Origin of the sequence: Ketobacter sp. MCCC 1A13808 (assembly GCF_009746715.1) — a bacterium.
Classification (GTDB): domain Bacteria; phylum Pseudomonadota; class Gammaproteobacteria; order Pseudomonadales; family Ketobacteraceae; genus Ketobacter.
In genome coordinates, this window is sequence record NZ_VRKW01000020.1 from 24,528 (window position 1) to 41,566 (window position 17,039).

Genomic DNA, 17,039 nt, shown 5'->3' on the forward strand with positions numbered 1-17,039 from the left:
GCCTGGATCGCAGACAATAACTAACCGAACCCTAGATCTAAACAGGTGTAAAAAGATGTCAGAACTAAAACAACAATTCGAAGATGCCGTTAAATTCGTGCAATCCGGTGACGGGGATTTCAAGCCCGAAAATGATCTGAAACTGCAGTTTTATGCATTATATAAACAAGCGACCGAAGGGGATGTAAAAGGTAAAAAGCCCGGACTCACCAACTTCGTCGGCAGGGCAAAATATTCAGCCTGGGAAGCTGTAAAAGGACTGTCTGCCGATCAGGCTATGCAGTCCTATATCGACAAGTTGGCGAAATATAGATAGAACCCCGGTGCGGGTTCCAGTACGCCGGCTTAACTAAAGCTTTCATAGGGGATAAACCTCACCATATCCCCTTTTCCAACCGTGGTGTTAATAGCAATTTCGACCAGACCATTACCCCAACTTGCGGAGGACAACACGCCGGAGCTTTGATTGGGATAAATTTCTGCGTGCACACCGTTATCACCCGGTACTAATCGCGCGCGCAAGTACTCTTGCCTGCGCCCCGGTTTATTAATACTGAATGCAGCCGGAACCGACATGGAAAGAGGGGCATAATTATCTGCCCCCTGAGCTTTTAGCAGCCAGGGTCGACACAGAAGACAGAATGTGACGAATACCGCTGCCGGATTGCCAGGCAAACCCAAAAAGGGCGTTCCTGCCACACGTCCATAGGTGAATGGCTTTCCGGGCTTGATCGCCAGATGCCAAAAGGCCAGATCACCCGATTGCTGAAGTGCACTTTTGACATGATCTGCATCCCCTACCGATACACCGCCACTACTAATAATAACATCCGCCTCCGTGGCACGCTTCAACGCTCGCAGAGTATCTTGTAAATCATCTGCGACAATGCCCAGGTCCAAAATTTCCAGACCCAGATTTTCCAGTAATCCAATCAGGGTAAAGCGATTAGAATTGTAAATCTGTCCGGCTTGCAGTGGCTGTCCGGGCTCAATTAATTCGTCGCCCGTCGACATTATTGCCACCCGTAATTTTTTATACACTTTGACCGAGTCGACGCCAATTGAAGCCAACAGCCCCAGCTCCTGTGGCCGTAAACGCTTACCTTGCTTTAATACCCTTTGATCGAGCGCAATATCCTGCCCCTGAGGTCTCACATTTTGGGCTTTCTGTGGTGGCTCCAGTATCTGCAGCAGCGGCCCTTCATCCCCGTTTTCCGTCACCACCGTTTCTTCCTGCATCACCACCGTATCCGCATAAATAGGCAACTCTGCACCGGTAAATATGCGGGCCGCCGTACCGGCTTGCAGCGGTGCACTGACCGCGCCTGCAGTAATACGTTGTATAACGGGAAGGGGTTTGTCTGCTGCGTAATCCTGGAACCGGAAGCAATAACCGTCCATCGCACTATTGGGTGCAGGAGGTACGTCTACAGTGGAGTGAACATCCTGTGCCAACACGCGCCCCAGAGCCTGGGTCAGCGCTATGGTTTCTATGGCCCGATCCACCTGGGCATCCGCCAACAGCTTTTCTAAGGCTAGATCAACCGGCATTAAACCGGGGCGACTTTGAGTTTGATTCACTTTATTTGAACCTGCTCGTTCTGTCTCTCTCAACCACGCGTCTCGCAATCCGCAGCCACCAGATCACGATGCACCGTAATCAGTTTGACAAAATTACAGGGCTTATGGCGCGCATCCAACTGCTGTTTAATAATGCCATCCCAAGCGGTACGACAGGCGTTAGTGGAACCGGGGATACAAAACACGGCAGTGTGGTTGGCTAATCCGCCAACCGCCCGCGACTGGATTGTAGAGGTGCCAATATCGTTATAGGAAATCTGACGGAATAGTTCACCGAAACCTTCAATTTGCTTATCAAACAAAGGCAACATCGCCTCTGGCGTAGAATCCCGGCCCGAGAACCCGGTCCCCCCTGTAATTAAAATGACTTCCACTTCGGTTGAGGCAATCCATTGTGACGCAATGGCGCGCACTTTATAAATATCATCGGTGGTGATTTTCTTTTCGACCAGCTCATGACCGGCGGCAATCAAGCTTTCTACCAGAAGATTGCCGGAGGTATCGGTGTCTTCATCGCGGGTATCCGATACAGTTAAAACGGCTATTTTCAATGACATAAATTCTTCAGATGCACTCACGTTATTCCACCTTAGTAATTCGATTGCTTAACCCGGTACGACTTGCCCTGCAACAGGATCAGCCGCCGGTCATATTCATAAAGCGTACGATCTGGGGTTCGTCTTCCAAATCAAAATAATGACGCTCAGGCTTCAGATCCATAGCCTTAATAATGGCTTGTTTTAATATCTCGTCATCGTCCGTGCTGCGCACAACCGATCGCAAATCCACAGAGTGTTCATTACCGAGGCACAATAATAAGCGCCCTTCCGCGGTCACGCGAACCCGATTGCAATCACCACAAAAGTTATGACTGTGGGGAGAAATAAAACCCACTTTCGAGCGGCTGTCAGCAAAGCCATAGTAGCGCGCTGGACCACCACTGTTTTCGATGCGGGTTTGCAATGGATAGCGTTGCTCGATGATTTTTCGCACCTCTGCGGAGGGCATAAAACATTCTTTGCGACCGTGTTCGGATATCGCCCCCAAAGGCATCTCCTCAATAAAGGTGATGTCCAGATGACGTTCACGGGCGTATTCCACAAGGGGCAGTATTTCATCGTCATTCCTGCCCTTCAAAATCACGGTATTAATTTTAATGGAGTCGAACCCCTGCTCCGAGGCCGCATCGATCCCGGCCAACACGCGCTTCAGGTCCCCGGTGCGGGTAAGCTGCCGAAATTTTTCCGGGTCCAGGCTATCCAGGCTGACATTGATCCGGCGTACGCCGTACTCGTGCAGGGGTTTGGCCATCACGGGCAATTGTGATCCATTGGTTGTCAGCACCAGGTGTTGCAAATCGTTCAGTGAACCCAGATGCTTCACCAGGGTTAAAACATCACGCCGAATTAAAGGCTCTCCACCGGTCAGGCGGATTTTCCTGACGCCCAAATCAACGAAGGCTTTTCCGATGCGATAAAGTTCTTCCAATGTCAGGATTTGTTGGCGGGGCAGGAAGGTCATCTCTTCAGCCATGCAATAGACACAGCGAAAATCACATCGGTCGGTGACCGATATGCGAACATAGTCCACTTTACGTCCGAATTTATCGACTAATACACGGCTATTCATCGTATTGCTTGGCCTTTTGCCATTCCTGTTCCATTTGACCCAATGAGGCATCATCCAGGCTAATGCTCTGATCTTTCAATGATTTCTCCAGTAAACGAAATCGCTTTTCGAACTTGTGATTGGCTTGAATCATGACCATATCCGGATCCAGCTTATAATGCCGGGCCAGATTGACGCAACAAAACATCAGATCACCCAACTCATCCGCAATCTTCGCCACCGGAGCGCAGGCTCTTACTTCGACCGCCAATTCCCGGATTTCTTCCTCTAGCTTATCCATTACCAATTGTGGATCTTGCCAATCAAACCCTTTCTTGGCGACCACTGACTGAATTTTGTGGGCACGTTTCACGGGTGCCATACCGCCCGGTACGGTATCCAGCAACGATTCCCCCAGTTGTTTCTTCTCCGCTTTTTCCTGATGTTTAATCGCTTCCCAGCTGGCTTTTATGGTGTGCTCTTCGATCTGTTGACCGGAATGGATTTTGCTCTCCAACGTGCCGGCAGGGAATACATGGGGATGACGCCGCACCAGCTTGTTTTCCAGTTCCTGCATCACTTCATCGAAATTAAAGTAGCCCTGCTCTTCCGCCATCTGGCCATAAAACACCACCTGAAAAAACAGATCACCCAATTCTTCTTTCAGATGCGCAAAATCATCGCGGGCAATGGTGTCCGCCACTTCGTAGGCTTCTTCGATGGTGAAGGGAGCGATGCTTTTAAAATCCTGCTTTTGATCCCATGGACAACCGATCTCAGGTTGGCGCAAACGCGCCATTAAATAGCGAATGCGCTCAACCGGGCTGGCTTGCGTCAAATCAATGTCGAGGATGGTCATCACCGGGCCCCTGATGTGAGCGCCGAACTTCGATCACATTGGAAAGTTGATTAATGCGCGCCAGGACATCGCCCAACGAGACAAGGCTGTTAATCTCCATGGTCAGCGACATCGTCGCCATATGATCAGATGGATTCGACAAGGTACTGATCGCGGTCACATTCACCCGTTCGCCCGCCAGAACATGCGTGATATCCCGCAGCAAACCCTGCCGGTCATAGGCTTTAATAAAGACTTCAACGGGGTAGGTCCGGCCAGCATCGGCCGACCAGGATACATCCACCACGCGGTCACCATGCACCTCCAGCAGGCGTTGCAGCTCTTTGCAATGCCTGCGGTGAACGGTCACTCCCCGACCCACAGAAATGTAACCTACCACCTCATCCCCCGGCACCGGTTTGCAACAGCCGGCAATGGTGGTCATCAGATTATCCACGCCGTTAATGCTGAATTCGGAATTGATCGGGTTAACCCGGGGTTTTCGCAGATCCAGAGGAATGAGCTCTTGCTGACGCTCACCGCCTTCTAATTCCTGAATACCGTTGAGTACCTGGCTTATACGTAAATCACCAGCGCCCACCGCAGCGTAAATATCTTCGGCGGTGCGCAGGTTTAAACCTTCTGCAACCTGGCCCAGATTCACCTTGTTCACATCCAGACGCTTGAATTCCTTTTCCAGAATCTCACGGCCATCTTCAATATTCCGATCGCGATCCTGTAACTTAAACCAATGCACAACCTTCGCTCGTGCCCGGCTGGTGCCAATAAAACCTAAAGACGATTGCAACCAATCCCGGCTGGGGCGAGATTCGTTGCCTTTCAAAATCTCGACCTGTTCACCGGTTTGAAGTTGATAGTTAAGCGGAACTATACGGCCGTTAACCTTTGCACCCCGACAGCGGTGCCCTACTTCCGTATGTATGTGATAGGCAAAATCCAGAGGCGTAGCGCCTTGAGCCAAATCGACTACGTGGCCTTCCGGAGTAAAAATATAGACCCGCTCGTCGACAATATCCTCGCTGAACTCCGAAAACACACTGCTGACCGCGCTGTCACCCAGCTCTTCCTGCCACTCCAGAACCTGGCGTAACCAGGCAATTTTATCGTCGTAGCTACCGGATTTGCCGGTGCTACCTTCTTTGTAACGCCAATGAGCGCAAACACCCAGCTCTGCTTCATCATGCATATCGTGAGTACGAATCTGAACTTCCAGAACTTTCCCATCCGGCCCCAGCACCGCCGTGTGCAGCGAGCGGTAACCGTTCTCTTTGGGCGTAGCAATGTAGTCATCGAATTCCCGGGGAATGTGCTGCCAAATATTATGCACTACCCCTAATGCAGCGTAACAATCGCGTATATCCGGCACCAACACCCGCACGGCACGAATGTCATAGACCTGATAGAAATCAATATTTTTACGCTTCATTTTGCGCCAAATACTATAGATGTGCTTGGCACGCCCGCTAATGTCGGAATCCACACCCACCCGAGCTAACGCGGTATGTAATTGACCAACCACAGTATTGATGTAATGGTCGCGGTCCAGTCGCCGCTCGTCCAATAGTTTGGCGATACGCATATAGGGATCAGGTTGCAGGTATCGGAAGGAAAGATCTTCCAGCTCCCATTTTAAATGACCAATGCCCAGACGGTGTGCCAGTGGCGCGTAGATATCAAAAACTTCTTGTGCCACCTTCTGCTTTTTCTCTTCCGGTGCATTTTTCACAGCCCTGATCGCACAAGTCCGCTCGGCCAGCTTGATCAAAGCAACCCGAACATCATCAACCATGGCTACCAGCATTTTACGCAGGTTATCGAGCTGGTCCGTAGCCTGCCCCAGCACCACTTTCTTTTCCGGATTCATCACGGCGCTAATCGCCGCCATTCTCAACACGCCCTCTACCAACTTGGCAATATTACCGCCGGCTTTTTTGCTGACCTCACCCAGAGTGGCCTGGCCTTCCCTGACCGCACGATAAATTAGCGCGGCCTTAAGCGCATCGGTATCCAGGTGCAGTTCCGCCAGGATTTCAGCCATTTCCAGCCCCGAGCGGAAGCTGCTTGCGCTATCTGCCCAGATAGTTTCTCGGCGCTGAACCTTGTGCTCCAGCTCCTGTGCATAGGCCGCAATACTTCTTAGACCTTCAGCATCCGTAATTTCGACTTTATCGTGAAGGCGTTCAATCCAGGCATCCAGATCGACACTCCCGTCTTCACGAATTACTTGTTGGTTACGTACCGTGACCATATTGTCGGCCTGTTATTCCGGTTCAAAAACTGCAATGGATTCAACGTGCGTGGTATGGGGAAACATATCCATCACGCCGGCCTGGATCAGGCTATACCCCTGCTTCTTCAATTCCCCTGCATCCCTCGCCAAGGTAGCCGGATTGCAGGAGACATAAACAATACGTTTGGGCCTGAACACCGTCATTTTAGCGACAATTTCCAACGCGCCTGAACGGGGCGGGTCAATCAAAATCTTATCAAAACCGGCCTGCCCCCAAGGCTGACCATCAAACGGTTTAGTCAGGTCCGCAGCATAAAATTCAACGTTGTCGATGTTATTAGACTGCGCATTTTCGCGGCCACGCTGCACCATGGCTTCGTCGCCTTCAACACCGACTACAGTCGCTGCCTTAGTCGCCAACGGCAGCGTAAAATTCCCCAAACCACAAAATAAATCCAGGATACGTTCACCGGGCTGGACATCCATTAATTGCAAAGCATCACGGATCATCTGCTGATTGATTTCCTGATTCACCTGAGTGAAATCGGACGGATGAAACCGCATCGTCAAATTAAAATCCGGCAATTGGTAACTCAACCGTACATTGCCATCATCGGGCCACACTTTGTGGATACTGTCCTGTCCGGCGGGCTGTAGATACAGATGCAATTGATGATCCTGACAGAACTTCACCCACTCTGCCTGGTCCTCTTCGCACAAGGGCTCCAGATGACGAACAACAATGGCCGTAGCATCATCGCCCTTCGCAACCTCGATTTGCGGAATGGCCATTCGCGCCTGCAATCTCATTACAAGGGCTTTTATCTCCGGAAAAATCAACCCGATTTCCGGAGCGAGCACGTGGCACTTCTCGATTTCAGCCAGAAAACTATTGCGTTTCTCGCGAAACCCGACCAATACCGACTCTTTTTTCAGAACGTACTTTACGCCCAGCCGCGCTTTTCGCCGATAGCCATAGTGAGGGCCGGTCATTGGCGCCAACAATGCCTGCGGCTGCAAAGCACCGAAATGTTCCAGTTGTTCCAGCAGCACAGATTGCTTGGATTCGATCTGCGCCTGCGGATCAAGGTGTTGCAAACTGCAGCCGCCGCATATGGTCGCCTGCGCACAGCGGGGTTGCACCCGGTTCGCAGCAGCGGTCAACAATTCAACCACCCGCCCTTCATCAAAACTACTGCGCTTTTGCGTATACTCGAACATCACCTGCTCACCAGGTAACGCGCCGTCCACAAAGGTTGCCTTGCCGTCAATACGGCCGATCCCCCGCCCATCATGACTCAATGCGGTGATGTCAATCAGCACCGGCTCCGTCGGCAGTTTTTGTTTACGTCTTCGTCGTGCCATATGTGTGTTGCCTACTGTCTTTTCTTGAGTAAAATCCCAAGTTATTCTGCGGATTGCCATTGCTTCAGGAATTCTAAAAAATGCGGATGCGCTTCTCGTTGCAGATAGTCTTTCACTATTTGCAATTCATTCAAGAACTCTGCTTCCTGCAGATCACCCCGAATCAATTGAAAGCGCAGGTAGACTAACCAGGTGTTCAAGACATCGGTTTCACAATAATCCCGAATGCCTTTGATATCGCCTGCTTGAAACGCGCTCCACACTTTTGACCCGTCCATACCCATTTTTCCGGGAAAACCCAACAGCGATGCCATCTGATCCAGCGGCACGAAGGCGCGATTGTTATAGAGTGCAAGCAGATCCATCAAATCCGTGTGTCGTTCGTGATAGCGGCTTAAATAATTATTCCATTTGGCGTTGCGGTCTTCCCGTCCCTGGTCCCAATAAGTTGGGCTGGCTACCCCGTGCAGCATAGCCCGGTAATGCAATACCGGAAGATCAAAACCGGAGCCATTCCAACTCACCAGAGTCGGGCTATAGCGTTCTATTAAATGGAAGAATTTTTCCAGTATGGTTTTTTCGTCGGCGTTTTCATCACCCAGAGTCCACACTGCAATTTGTTCGCCTTTTGACCGAAACACAGCAGAGATCGCAACCACACGATGCAGATGGTGACGCAAAAAATCGGTACCGGCTTCCTGACGTCGCAAATGAAACATTGCCTTGGCAGTATCATCGTCACTTAACCCCTGCAAATCCAAAAGACGACGACCACCCACTACATCCGGTACTGTCTCAATATCAAATACCACGATATTCATTGGTCGAACACACCGGTTGAGAGATAGCGATCACCACGATCACAAACAATAGCGACTATGACTGCATTTTCAACTTCTCTTGATAGCATCAGCGCACCCGCCACCGCCCCACCGGACGAAACTCCGCAGAAAATACCCTCGCGGGAGGCCAATTCCCGCATGGTCACTTCCGCATCCTGCTGGGGAATATCGATTACACGATCCACTTTTGAGGCATCGTAAATTTTCGGCAGGTATTCTTGTGGCCAGCGTCTAATCCCGGGAATGGAAGCGCCTTCGATCGGTTGTAAGCCGACGATTTGAATAGCAGGATTTTGTTCTTTCAGATACCGGGAGGTACCCATAATGGTTCCAGTGGTGCCCATGGAACTAACAAAATGGGTGACCGAGCCTTGAGTATCACGCCATATTTCAGGGCCGGTGCCCTGGTAATGCGCTAAGGGGTTATCCTGATTGGAAAACTGATCCAATACCACGCCTTTGCCTTCGCGCTGCATCTGATCGGCAAGATCCCGCGCCCCTTCCATGCTTTGCTCTTTGGTGACCAACACCAGCTCGGCGCCGAACGCGGCCATGGAAGCACGCCGTTCCGCGCTCATGTTATCCGGCATGATCAGCACCATTTTATAGCCCTTGATTGCCGCCGCCATCGCCAGGGCGATCCCGGTATTACCGCTGGTGGCCTCAATCAGGGTATCGCCAGGCTTGATCAGGCCTTTACTTTCTGCCTGCTGAATCATGCTGAGTGCCGGTCTGTCCTTCACCGAACCCGCCGGGTTATTACCTTCCAGCTTCACCAGAATCGTATTGGTGGTATCGCCGGGTAAGCGCTGCAAGCGCACCAACGGGGTGTTTCCTACAAAGTCTTCGATCGTGGGATAATGCATTGATTTCCAATTCGGGTTAACAAAACGAAAAATGATGTTTGCTCAAATGGGGGCATATTGTACCCTGCACTGAAGCCTGAGCCTATCTTTGGGCCCGAATTTAATCTGTCAGTACAGTGGAAACAGGTACTTCTTGACCTGCAAACTCAGCCAATGCGGGGTTAATCCCCGGCGCAATCATGGCTTATACTGAACACCGACCCAAGTCATTGCCGCCAGCGAGAATAAGTGAAATTAGCAAACCGTCTTAGTCTTGGAAAACAAATGGGCCTACGTACCAGAGCCCTTCTGATCAGCACCATTCCCGTGCTTGTTATCGGCGTCTTTCTGGCGCTATTGCTGCTCAGTCAGCGCTTCCACGAACTGGATCAATCCCTTGAAAAACAAGGGGAAATGATCGCAGCCTCGTTCTCTCACGGTATTTTCGAAAGCATGACCCAACGCCAGGGCCACACGATCCCGTTTTACGCCCAGCGTATTCTGGAAGAAGACAATGTACGTTCGGTCTCAATTTATGACCATGACGGTGAACTGCAAACCCGTGCAGGCCCCGAAATGCAACCGCTGGCAACGGGCGTACCACTGCTACCGCCGGCTCATACCACCGAATCCGTTAGTCGTAGGACAGACAGCACCCTGCGTGTCATACATCCCATATATCCGGCCTCATCCTATCACCCCTTGGCGGGTGACCAGGCGGATTCCGGTTGGCTGGAAGTGGAAATTGACCGTTCAAACCTGATCATAGAAAAATACCGCAGCACCCTGTATATGCTGTTACTGCTGATTGTCGCGCTGGTAATCAACGGTATGATTGCCACGCGTTTTTCCACCCGCATAGGCGACGTGGTTGAACGCATTAAATCGGCCCTAAATGAGATGGGTGAAGGCAATCTGGAAGTCCGCTTACCGGAAGATGCGTACGGCGAATTACGGCAACTACAATCCGCCCTGAACAATCTGGGCAATTCGATTATGGAAGGCCAGCAGGAATTACAACAAAACGTGGACCAAGCCACTGAAGACCTGCGAGAAACCCTTGAAACCATCGAAATTCAGAATATCGAGCTGGATCTGGCACGCAAGGAAGCGCTGGAGGCGAGCCGCATAAAATCGGAATTTCTGGCCAACATGTCCCATGAAATCCGTACCCCGCTCAACGGTATAATCGGCTTCACCAACTTGCTTTTGAAAAGCCATGTCAGCCTGACCCAGCGGGATTATCTGGACACGATTCAAAAGTCGTCTGAAAGTCTGCTTTCCATTATCAATGACATACTCGATTTTTCTAAAATTGAAGCAGGTAAGCTGATTTTAGATCACGTACCGCTGAATTTTCAGGAAGTGGTTGAAGATGTACTCACCATGTTGGCCCCGCTTGCTCACGAAAAATCCCTGGAACAAGTCAGCCTGTTCTATTCAGATGTCCCCATCGGCATCATTGGTGATCCGCTTCGACTGAAACAAATACTCACCAACCTGGTCAACAATGCAATAAAATTCACCGAACACGGTGACGTCGTTATTCGCGTGATGCTGGACGACAAAAAAGACGACGTTGCCACCATCAAAGTCACCGTCACGGACACCGGTATAGGCTTGACCAAAGAACAGCAACGCGCCTTGTTCAGTGCTTTTCGCCAGGCCGATACAACCACCGCGCGGCGCTTTGGCGGGACCGGTCTGGGATTAGTCATTTCCAAACACCTGGTGGAACAAATGCGCGGCGAAATCGGACTGGAGAGCGAGTCCGGAAAGGGATCCACTTTCTGGTTTACCTTCCGCGCCAGGGTAAATAATAAGGAATCGCATTTTGTACCTTTATTAATCAACGAAACGTGCAAGATAGCGATTTACGACAGCAACACCACCGTACGCGGAACCCTGCGAAATACGCTGCAAAAACGCAAAGTAGAAGTCATCGAATACTCCGATTTAAGCGAAGTCAGGGCATTATTGAAAGCAGATACCGTAAGTTTGCCCAACGCGTTTATAATCGGAATTAACGCACAGACTCCAATGTACGAAGATATTGCCAACTTGTACCGTATCAATCACGAACAAGTGCCACTGATTTTGCACGCCAACCCGGCCGATCAAACCGCCTTGTCAGATATTCTTGGCGAACGGCCACTCCCATTGATTACCAAACCCTTATGTCAGCAACGCGCCTATGAGGTATTGGGACGGATTTTGCAATCCGATGCCTTTGTTACTCCCCATGCGGGACGGGAAGAACCCAGCTACCCGCAATCCGGAACCACTGCAGAGTCAATACAAGTCATTGCCGTTGACGACAATCCTGCCAACCTGAAATTACTGTGTGCATTGCTGGAAGACCTGAACGTTTCGGTCACCGCCTGTGAGAGCGGCATGAAAGCCCTATCACACATTGAGCAAACCCACTTCGATATGATCCTGATGGATATTCAGATGCCGGTGATGGACGGAGTGGAAACCGCTCGCCGGATACGATCGATGGAAGCCGCCGACAAGCATACTCCGATCATTGCCGTGACCGCACATGCCCTGGCGAGCGAAAAACACAACCTGCTCAATTCCGGTATGGATGATTATGTCACCAAGCCGATCAATGAATCCCAGTTAATTCACATCGTTCAGAAATGGACCGGGGTTAATCTGCACAACGCCACCATGGAAGGAAACCCGCATAGTATAAGCGCGGGCTCAGCGGACGCAGTGGATATGATGCTCGGGCTAAAACTCGCCAACAACAAAGCGCAATTAGCTGAAGAAATGCTGGAGATGCTGTTTGCGTCCTTGCACAACGACCGCAAGGTGATTGCCGATTGCGCCGCCAAACAGGATTACGTCAATCTTCAGGAAGTGGTGCACAAACTGCACGGGGCGACCCGCTACACTGGAGTCCCATTCCTGCAGGATGCCTCACACACCCTGGAAGAAGCATTGAAGCTGGGCACCTTCGAATTAGTCGACAACTTGACTGAAACGTTGTTGAAAGAACTGGATCGGGTAGTGACGTGGTGCAAAGAGCACCGGGATATGGAAGCAGACCTGCCTGCCAGCGAGGTTTAACCTTCCAGAATCACAAACGCAACGGCCTGCGCCTGCTCATCCGACAACGACAAATGGATTTGAGTGACGCCCAAAGCATTGGCCTTTTCCTGGGTGGCTCCACTTAACTCAAGAAACGGAGCACCCAAGCCATCATTGCGAACCGTTATTTGTTTCCAGGTAATGCCTTTGGCAAAGCCGGTACCCAATGCTTTAACCAAGGCTTCTTTGGCGGCAAAGCGTTTAGCCAGAAAGGCCGGGCCGTTCTTTTTAGCCACAAATTCGTCGTATTCAGGCTCTGTCAAAAGGCGTTTGGGAAACTTCGCCCCCATTTTCTCCATTGAATCACGCATACGCTGCACTGAAACAATGTCGGTGCCAATACCGATAATCATTGGCGGGCTTGCAGCATCAATTGCTTCATATCCTGTACCGCCGCCTTCAGCCCGGTGAACATCGACCGGGAAATAATGCCATGGCCGATATTCAATTCATTTATCCCGGGTATCGCGGCAACCGGAATGACATTATGGTAATACAACCCATGCCCGGCATTCACGGTCAAGCCCAGCTCTTGCGCCAGCTTTGTACCTTCAACAATACGATTTAGTTCATCCAGCTGCTGCTGGCCACTGCATTCGGCATACCGACCGGTATGCAACTCGATAACAGGGGCCGCGACCTGTGTTGCCGCCTCAATTTGTTTCGGATCCGCATCAATAAACAGAGAGACCTCACATCCCGCAGCGCTGAGTCGTGAAACCGCTTCACGGACCCGTGATAATTGACCCGCTACGTCCAGCCCACCTTCAGTGGTAAGCTCTTCCCTTTTTTCAGGCACCAGACAACACAACGGCGGACGCACTGACTCGGCAAAACCAATCATCTCGTCGGTAACCGCCAACTCCAGGTTCATCCGGGTATTTAACGTCTCCATCATCAAGTGAACATCCCGCTCCTGAATATGGCGGCGGTCTTCGCGCAAATGTATCGTAATACCATCAGCGCCGGCTTCTTCCGCCAGCAACGCCGCTTGCACAGGGTCCGGATAACGGGTACCGCGCGCCTGCCTTAGCGTCGCCACATGGTCCACATTCACACCCAATAAAATTAATTTGGAATTGGTCACGATTGCCTCAATTGAGTAAACAATTCTCTGCTCCGCAGAGGTTTATCCCCCAGGTGGGGTTGCAACGCCAAGCGACTGAGCCGTTTGGCGGCTTTCAGAACGTCGTTATCTTCATACTCGTTACGCTGAATTGCAAGTAGCTCGGCCCCGCTAAAACAACGTACACTGAAATCACCGTGACGGGGTCGCACTGCAATCGCGCCAAAACCCTGATCCGGCTGGTATAAGTACAGCCGTTGCGAATGAATTGGCTCACCGCTGCTATCCAGGTGCAAATCCAGCTCATAACCCAGCTCGGCTAACAACTGATGCTCAAAAATACGTAACGTAGGTTCCAGCGCACCGCACTGCAAATTCACCAAGGCTTGCCAGTAATAGTCGTAAAGGGCGATTGAAGGCTCTTCTTTATAAAGTAAGCGCACCAATAGCTCATTAAGATACAGTCCGCTATAGAGTTGAGATCCGGTCAGACCAAAACCGTTCTGCGCAGGCTCTACCTGCAGCCCGGTTCGCAATTCGTTGCGGCCCTGAAAGCGGACCAATAAGGGGGAGAATGGCTGCAACATGCGCGCTTTCGCACCCTGCTTGCCCGACGCTCTTACACCTTTAAACAATACGGAGACACGACCGTGATCCCGTAAAAAGAAATCAGCGATCAGGCTGGTATCCCGGAATGGCCGGCTATGCAGCAAAAATCCAGTATCGCTGCTAGTATTGGCCATCGTCGTAGCCCAGGCTACGCAGCGCCCGCTCATCATCAGACCAGCCGCTTTTTACCTTGACCCAAAGCTTGAGCATGACCTTGGATTCTATAAGCGTTTCGATATCGGTACGGGCATCAGAACCTACCTTTCGCAGCCGATCCCCCTTGTCACCGATTACAATACGTTTCTGACTGGATCTTTCAACCAGTATCAGGGCACTGATATGGCAAATCTGCTTTTTGTCGTATTCGAATTCCTCGATTTCCACGGAGCAGGAATAAGGCAACTCCTTACCCAGCTGCCGCATCAATTTTTCACGTACGATTTCTGCCACCAGAAAGCGGGTAGATCGGTCGGTTACCTGATCTTCGCTATAGAAATGCTCACCTGCCGGTAGACGTTTGAATATTTCAGTTTCGAGAGCATCCAATTGCTGATTGCGCAACGCAGATATGGGCACGATAGCCGCGAAGTCTCTTTTCTCTGACAAGACCTCTATATGCGGCAGCAACTTTTGTTTTTCTTCCAGTGTATCAACTTTGTTAATGGCCAGAATCACCGGGGTAGGATTGGACATCAGTTTACGCAACACGTAATCATCACCGTCATTCCACTTCAAGCCATCCACGACCATCACAATCACGTCGACGTCTTTTACCGAGCCGGTGGCAGCCCGGTTCATCATCCGATTAATCGCCTTGGGTTCGCTTTCATGAATACCCGGCGTATCCACATAAATAGCCTGTACAGAGGTTTCGGTACGAATGCCGATAACACGATGGCGGGTAGTTTGAGGCTTGCGCGATGTAATACTGATTTTCTGACCCAACAGATGGTTCATTAATGTGGACTTTCCCACATTGGGCCGACCTACAATTGCGACATAACCACACTGGTTGCTGACATCAGAATCCGTCATTTAATTATCCGTTCCAGGGTCAGTTTCAATAGAAAGCGTTGCATCTTGGTTCCCGGCATTTTCCAATTCAGCCAGCATTTTTCCGGCGGCAATCTGTTCTGCCTGTCGCCGGCTTTGGCCTTTGCCACGAAACACTAAGCCGCGCTCAGAAACCGTGCACTCGACTTCGAAATGTTGCGAGTGCGATTGCCCGCCGATATCCACAATCTCGTAGCCGGGCAAAGCAAGTTTACGGGACTGCAACCATTCCTGCAGCCGGGTTTTATTGTCTTTGGTCGTATCCTCCAGCGACAAGGTTTTGAGCCGGTCGGCATACCACTCCAACACTTGGCGCTTGCAGGAAGGCATCCCCGCATCCAGATACATGGCACCAATAATCGCTTCCACCGCATCGGCCAGAATCGAATCCCGACGACTGCCGCCGGATTTCAATTCACCGGGTCCGAGTAAGATATAAGGCCCTAACCCAAGCTGTTTGGCAACACGGGTCAAATAAACCCCCTTAACCAAACTCGCCCTGAGGCGACTTAATTGTCCCTCCCGCGCATCCGGAAACTGTTCAAACAAAGCCTCCCCGATAATAAAATTCAAAATGGAGTCACCCAAAAACTCCATTCTTTCACTATTATGCGTACCATTGTGGCTACGGTGGGTTAGGGCGAGCTGTAATAGATCGGGCTGCTGAAATTGATAGCCAAGGGCAGGCTGCAAGTCTAAATAACTATTATGCATATTAACGGTCAGCGTTTTGCTGAAAAACTCGCTTCGTGATGGAACTTGACCATAGCGTCAATGTTGCCGTACATCGGAATTCTACGCTCATACACCACGTCGATTTTTACCATGCCGTCTTCTTTGGAAATCACCACCTCTTCTGCATCCAGCTGCACATTGTTTACCTGCAAACGCTTGTTGATCGTTTTACGGATTTCTTTAGGGGCCATGGAGCGCGTGGCGTCTTCTTCTGCAATATTCTTGATCGCTGTTTTTACTGCCAGGTCATCGTAATAGGGAGACCAAAGCTTCATGATTGTCACCGCAGCGAAAATCAACGCCAGTATCAGGAACAGTGTGGCGTAAGTGGAAGAACCCATCTGTTGTTTTCTATTCACACGCATAGTCTTCGCCTCTTACTCTTAATTCATTTGTTATTCGACAAATTTGTTTCGCTCAAAGCTTGGCACCCAACCCGGCATGTGCATCCAAATCGCGAACGCCCTGCCCACCACAAGCTGGTCCGGGACAAACCCCCAGAACCGGCTATCACGGCTGTTATCCCGGTTATCACCGAATACAAAATAGTGATCTTCCGGCACTATCCAGGTTCGTGGAGCCTCAGTAGGACGATCCAGAGTGACCATTATGTCGTGTTCCACACCGCCTAATGTTTCATTATAGATTTTAATTTGCGGTTGGCTTGGCGGTAGCTGAGCTTCTAATATCTGGGAAGCTGCGACCCCGTTCACATAAATAGTCTTATTTTCGTAGCGAATTTCGTCCCCCGGAACCCCCACCACACGTTTTATGTAGTTGATACTGGGGTTCTCAGGATACTTGAAAACCATAATATCGCCGGTTTTCGGCTTACCGATTGGGATGATTTCCGTACCCAGGATAGGCACACGCAGGCCGTACGCGTATTTATTTACCAGAATATAATCGCCCACCAGCAACGTGGGAATCATAGAACCGGTGGGAATCTTGAACGGCTCGATAAGAAAAGAGCGCAATACCAGGACAATCACCAGCACAGGAAAGAACGATTTTGGGAACTCCAGCCATTGCGGTGGCGGTTCTCCTTCGGAACGATGTCGACTGAAGTAGAAGAGATCGAGAAAATAAAAGAGACCGGTAAACGCCACCAAAGACACTAAAACAATAGCAAAATCAAAATCCATTA

Annotated in this window: 17 protein-coding genes; 2 read left to right on the plus strand and 15 right to left on the minus strand. The window is 50.6% G+C overall.

Annotated features, from left to right (window positions below; genetic code table 11):
* Nucleotides 1-55 precede the first annotated feature (55 nt).
* Complete coding sequence (locus tag FT643_RS21310) at nucleotides 56-316, plus strand: acyl-CoA-binding protein (RefSeq protein WP_156873447.1); 261 nt, start codon at nucleotides 56-58, stop codon at nucleotides 314-316.
* 29 nt (nucleotides 317-345) lie between these two features.
* Here FT643_RS21310 and FT643_RS21315 read toward each other — a convergent pair whose 3' ends face one another.
* The 8 genes from FT643_RS21315 to cysM form a co-directional block, all read right to left on the minus strand.
* Nucleotides 346-1,551, minus strand: a complete 1,206-nt coding sequence (locus FT643_RS21315; RefSeq protein ID WP_156873483.1) for a molybdopterin molybdotransferase MoeA — start codon at nucleotides 1,549-1,551, stop codon at nucleotides 346-348.
* A 59-nt stretch (nucleotides 1,552-1,610) separates the two neighbouring features.
* The gene (gene moaB / locus FT643_RS21320; protein ID WP_156873484.1) at nucleotides 1,611-2,138 is read right to left on the minus strand and encodes a molybdenum cofactor biosynthesis protein B; all 528 of its coding nucleotides are present in this window, start codon (nucleotides 2,136-2,138) and stop codon (nucleotides 1,611-1,613) included.
* A 79-nt stretch (nucleotides 2,139-2,217) separates the two neighbouring features.
* Nucleotides 2,218-3,210 carry a GTP 3',8-cyclase MoaA gene (gene moaA / locus FT643_RS21325; protein WP_156873448.1) on the minus strand — a complete coding sequence of 331 codons (993 nt, stop codon included), beginning with the start codon at nucleotides 3,208-3,210 and terminating at the stop codon, nucleotides 2,218-2,220.
* Nucleotides 3,203-4,048 (minus strand): nucleoside triphosphate pyrophosphohydrolase, encoded by an 846-nt coding sequence (gene mazG, locus FT643_RS21330; protein ID WP_156873449.1) that lies wholly within the window; start codon nucleotides 4,046-4,048, stop codon nucleotides 3,203-3,205. Before mazG ends, moaA begins: the two co-directional genes overlap by 8 nt.
* The gene (gene relA, locus FT643_RS21335; RefSeq protein WP_156873450.1) at nucleotides 4,029-6,296 is read right to left on the minus strand and encodes a GTP diphosphokinase; all 2,268 of its coding nucleotides are present in this window, start codon (nucleotides 6,294-6,296) and stop codon (nucleotides 4,029-4,031) included. The genes mazG and relA overlap by 20 nt, the downstream gene beginning before the upstream one ends.
* A gap of 12 nt (nucleotides 6,297-6,308) precedes the next feature.
* The gene (gene rlmD, locus FT643_RS21340; protein ID WP_156873451.1) at nucleotides 6,309-7,643 is read right to left on the minus strand and encodes a 23S rRNA (uracil(1939)-C(5))-methyltransferase RlmD; all 1,335 of its coding nucleotides are present in this window, start codon (nucleotides 7,641-7,643) and stop codon (nucleotides 6,309-6,311) included.
* A 41-nt stretch (nucleotides 7,644-7,684) separates the two neighbouring features.
* Entirely contained in the window at nucleotides 7,685-8,464 is a 780-nt protein-coding gene (locus FT643_RS21345; RefSeq protein ID WP_156873452.1) for a 3'-5' exonuclease, read from the minus strand.
* Entirely contained in the window at nucleotides 8,461-9,351 is an 891-nt protein-coding gene (gene cysM / locus FT643_RS21350; RefSeq protein WP_156873453.1) for a cysteine synthase CysM, read from the minus strand. Before cysM ends, FT643_RS21345 begins: the two co-directional genes overlap by 4 nt.
* A 264-nt stretch (nucleotides 9,352-9,615) precedes the next feature.
* Between cysM and FT643_RS21355 the strand changes: the two genes are divergently transcribed.
* The gene (locus FT643_RS21355; protein ID WP_156873454.1) at nucleotides 9,616-12,408 is read left to right on the plus strand and encodes a response regulator; all 2,793 of its coding nucleotides are present in this window, start codon (nucleotides 9,616-9,618) and stop codon (nucleotides 12,406-12,408) included.
* On the opposite strand, the gene FT643_RS21360 is transcribed toward FT643_RS21355, so the two are convergent.
* Genes FT643_RS21360 through lepB form a run of 7 tightly spaced genes read right to left on the minus strand, consistent with a single transcriptional unit; the run spans nucleotide 12,405 to nucleotide 17,037 of the window.
* On the minus strand, nucleotides 12,405-12,782 hold the full coding sequence (locus FT643_RS21360) for a holo-ACP synthase (protein WP_156873455.1): 378 nt from the start codon (nucleotides 12,780-12,782) through the stop codon (nucleotides 12,405-12,407). The genes FT643_RS21355 and FT643_RS21360 overlap by 4 nt on opposite strands.
* The gene (gene pdxJ / locus FT643_RS21365) at nucleotides 12,779-13,516 is read right to left on the minus strand and encodes a pyridoxine 5'-phosphate synthase (protein WP_317622095.1); all 738 of its coding nucleotides are present in this window, start codon (nucleotides 13,514-13,516) and stop codon (nucleotides 12,779-12,781) included. Before pdxJ ends, FT643_RS21360 begins: the two co-directional genes overlap by 4 nt.
* A complete protein-coding gene (gene recO / locus FT643_RS21370) occupies nucleotides 13,513-14,238 on the minus strand; it encodes a DNA repair protein RecO (protein ID WP_156873456.1) in 726 nt (241 codons plus the stop codon). Before recO ends, pdxJ begins: the two co-directional genes overlap by 4 nt.
* Nucleotides 14,225-15,139, minus strand: coding sequence for a GTPase Era (gene era, locus FT643_RS21375; RefSeq protein ID WP_156873457.1), 915 nt, complete (start codon nucleotides 15,137-15,139; stop codon nucleotides 14,225-14,227). Before era ends, recO begins: the two co-directional genes overlap by 14 nt.
* Nucleotides 15,140-15,871 carry a ribonuclease III gene (rnc, locus tag FT643_RS21380; protein WP_156873458.1) on the minus strand — a complete coding sequence of 244 codons (732 nt, stop codon included), beginning with the start codon at nucleotides 15,869-15,871 and terminating at the stop codon, nucleotides 15,140-15,142. It abuts the gene before it with no gap.
* An 8-nt stretch (nucleotides 15,872-15,879) separates the two neighbouring features.
* Complete coding sequence (locus FT643_RS21385) at nucleotides 15,880-16,257, minus strand: DUF4845 domain-containing protein (RefSeq protein WP_156873459.1); 378 nt, start codon at nucleotides 16,255-16,257, stop codon at nucleotides 15,880-15,882.
* Nucleotides 16,258-16,287: 30 nt separating this feature from the next.
* Nucleotides 16,288-17,037 (minus strand): signal peptidase I, encoded by a 750-nt coding sequence (lepB, locus tag FT643_RS21390; RefSeq protein WP_156873460.1) that lies wholly within the window; start codon nucleotides 17,035-17,037, stop codon nucleotides 16,288-16,290.
* Between the last annotated feature and the right edge of the window lie 2 nt (nucleotides 17,038-17,039).

What these genes read in the sequence shown, in the direction of transcription:
- FT643_RS21310 (WP_156873447.1), top strand. Translation starts at nt 56, where the DNA reads ATGTCAGAACTAAAACAACAATTCGAAGATGCCGTTAAATTCGTGCAA.
- FT643_RS21315 (WP_156873483.1), bottom strand. Translation starts at nt 1,551, where the DNA reads ATGCCGGTTGATCTAGCCTTAGAAAAGCTGTTGGCGGATGCCCAGGTG.
- moaB (WP_156873484.1), bottom strand. Translation starts at nt 2,138, where the DNA reads ATGTCATTGAAAATAGCCGTTTTAACTGTATCGGATACCCGCGATGAA.
- moaA (WP_156873448.1), bottom strand. Translation starts at nt 3,210, where the DNA reads ATGAATAGCCGTGTATTAGTCGATAAATTCGGACGTAAAGTGGACTAT.
- mazG (WP_156873449.1), bottom strand. Translation starts at nt 4,048, where the DNA reads ATGACCATCCTCGACATTGATTTGACGCAAGCCAGCCCGGTTGAGCGC.
- relA (WP_156873450.1), bottom strand. Translation starts at nt 6,296, where the DNA reads ATGGTCACGGTACGTAACCAACAAGTAATTCGTGAAGACGGGAGTGTC.
- rlmD (WP_156873451.1), bottom strand. Translation starts at nt 7,643, where the DNA reads ATGGCACGACGAAGACGTAAACAAAAACTGCCGACGGAGCCGGTGCTG.
- FT643_RS21345 (WP_156873452.1), bottom strand. Translation starts at nt 8,464, where the DNA reads ATGAATATCGTGGTATTTGATATTGAGACAGTACCGGATGTAGTGGGT.
- cysM (WP_156873453.1), bottom strand. Translation starts at nt 9,351, where the DNA reads ATGCATTATCCCACGATCGAAGACTTTGTAGGAAACACCCCGTTGGTG.
- FT643_RS21355 (WP_156873454.1), top strand. Translation starts at nt 9,616, where the DNA reads ATGGGCCTACGTACCAGAGCCCTTCTGATCAGCACCATTCCCGTGCTT.
- FT643_RS21360 (WP_156873455.1), bottom strand. Translation starts at nt 12,782, where the DNA reads ATGATTATCGGTATTGGCACCGACATTGTTTCAGTGCAGCGTATGCGT.
- recO (WP_156873456.1), bottom strand. Translation starts at nt 14,238, where the DNA reads ATGGCCAATACTAGCAGCGATACTGGATTTTTGCTGCATAGCCGGCCA.
- era (WP_156873457.1), bottom strand. Translation starts at nt 15,139, where the DNA reads ATGACGGATTCTGATGTCAGCAACCAGTGTGGTTATGTCGCAATTGTA.
- rnc (WP_156873458.1), bottom strand. Translation starts at nt 15,871, where the DNA reads ATGCATAATAGTTATTTAGACTTGCAGCCTGCCCTTGGCTATCAATTT.
- FT643_RS21385 (WP_156873459.1), bottom strand. Translation starts at nt 16,257, where the DNA reads ATGCGTGTGAATAGAAAACAACAGATGGGTTCTTCCACTTACGCCACA.
- lepB (WP_156873460.1), bottom strand. Translation starts at nt 17,037, where the DNA reads ATGGATTTTGATTTTGCTATTGTTTTAGTGTCTTTGGTGGCGTTTACC.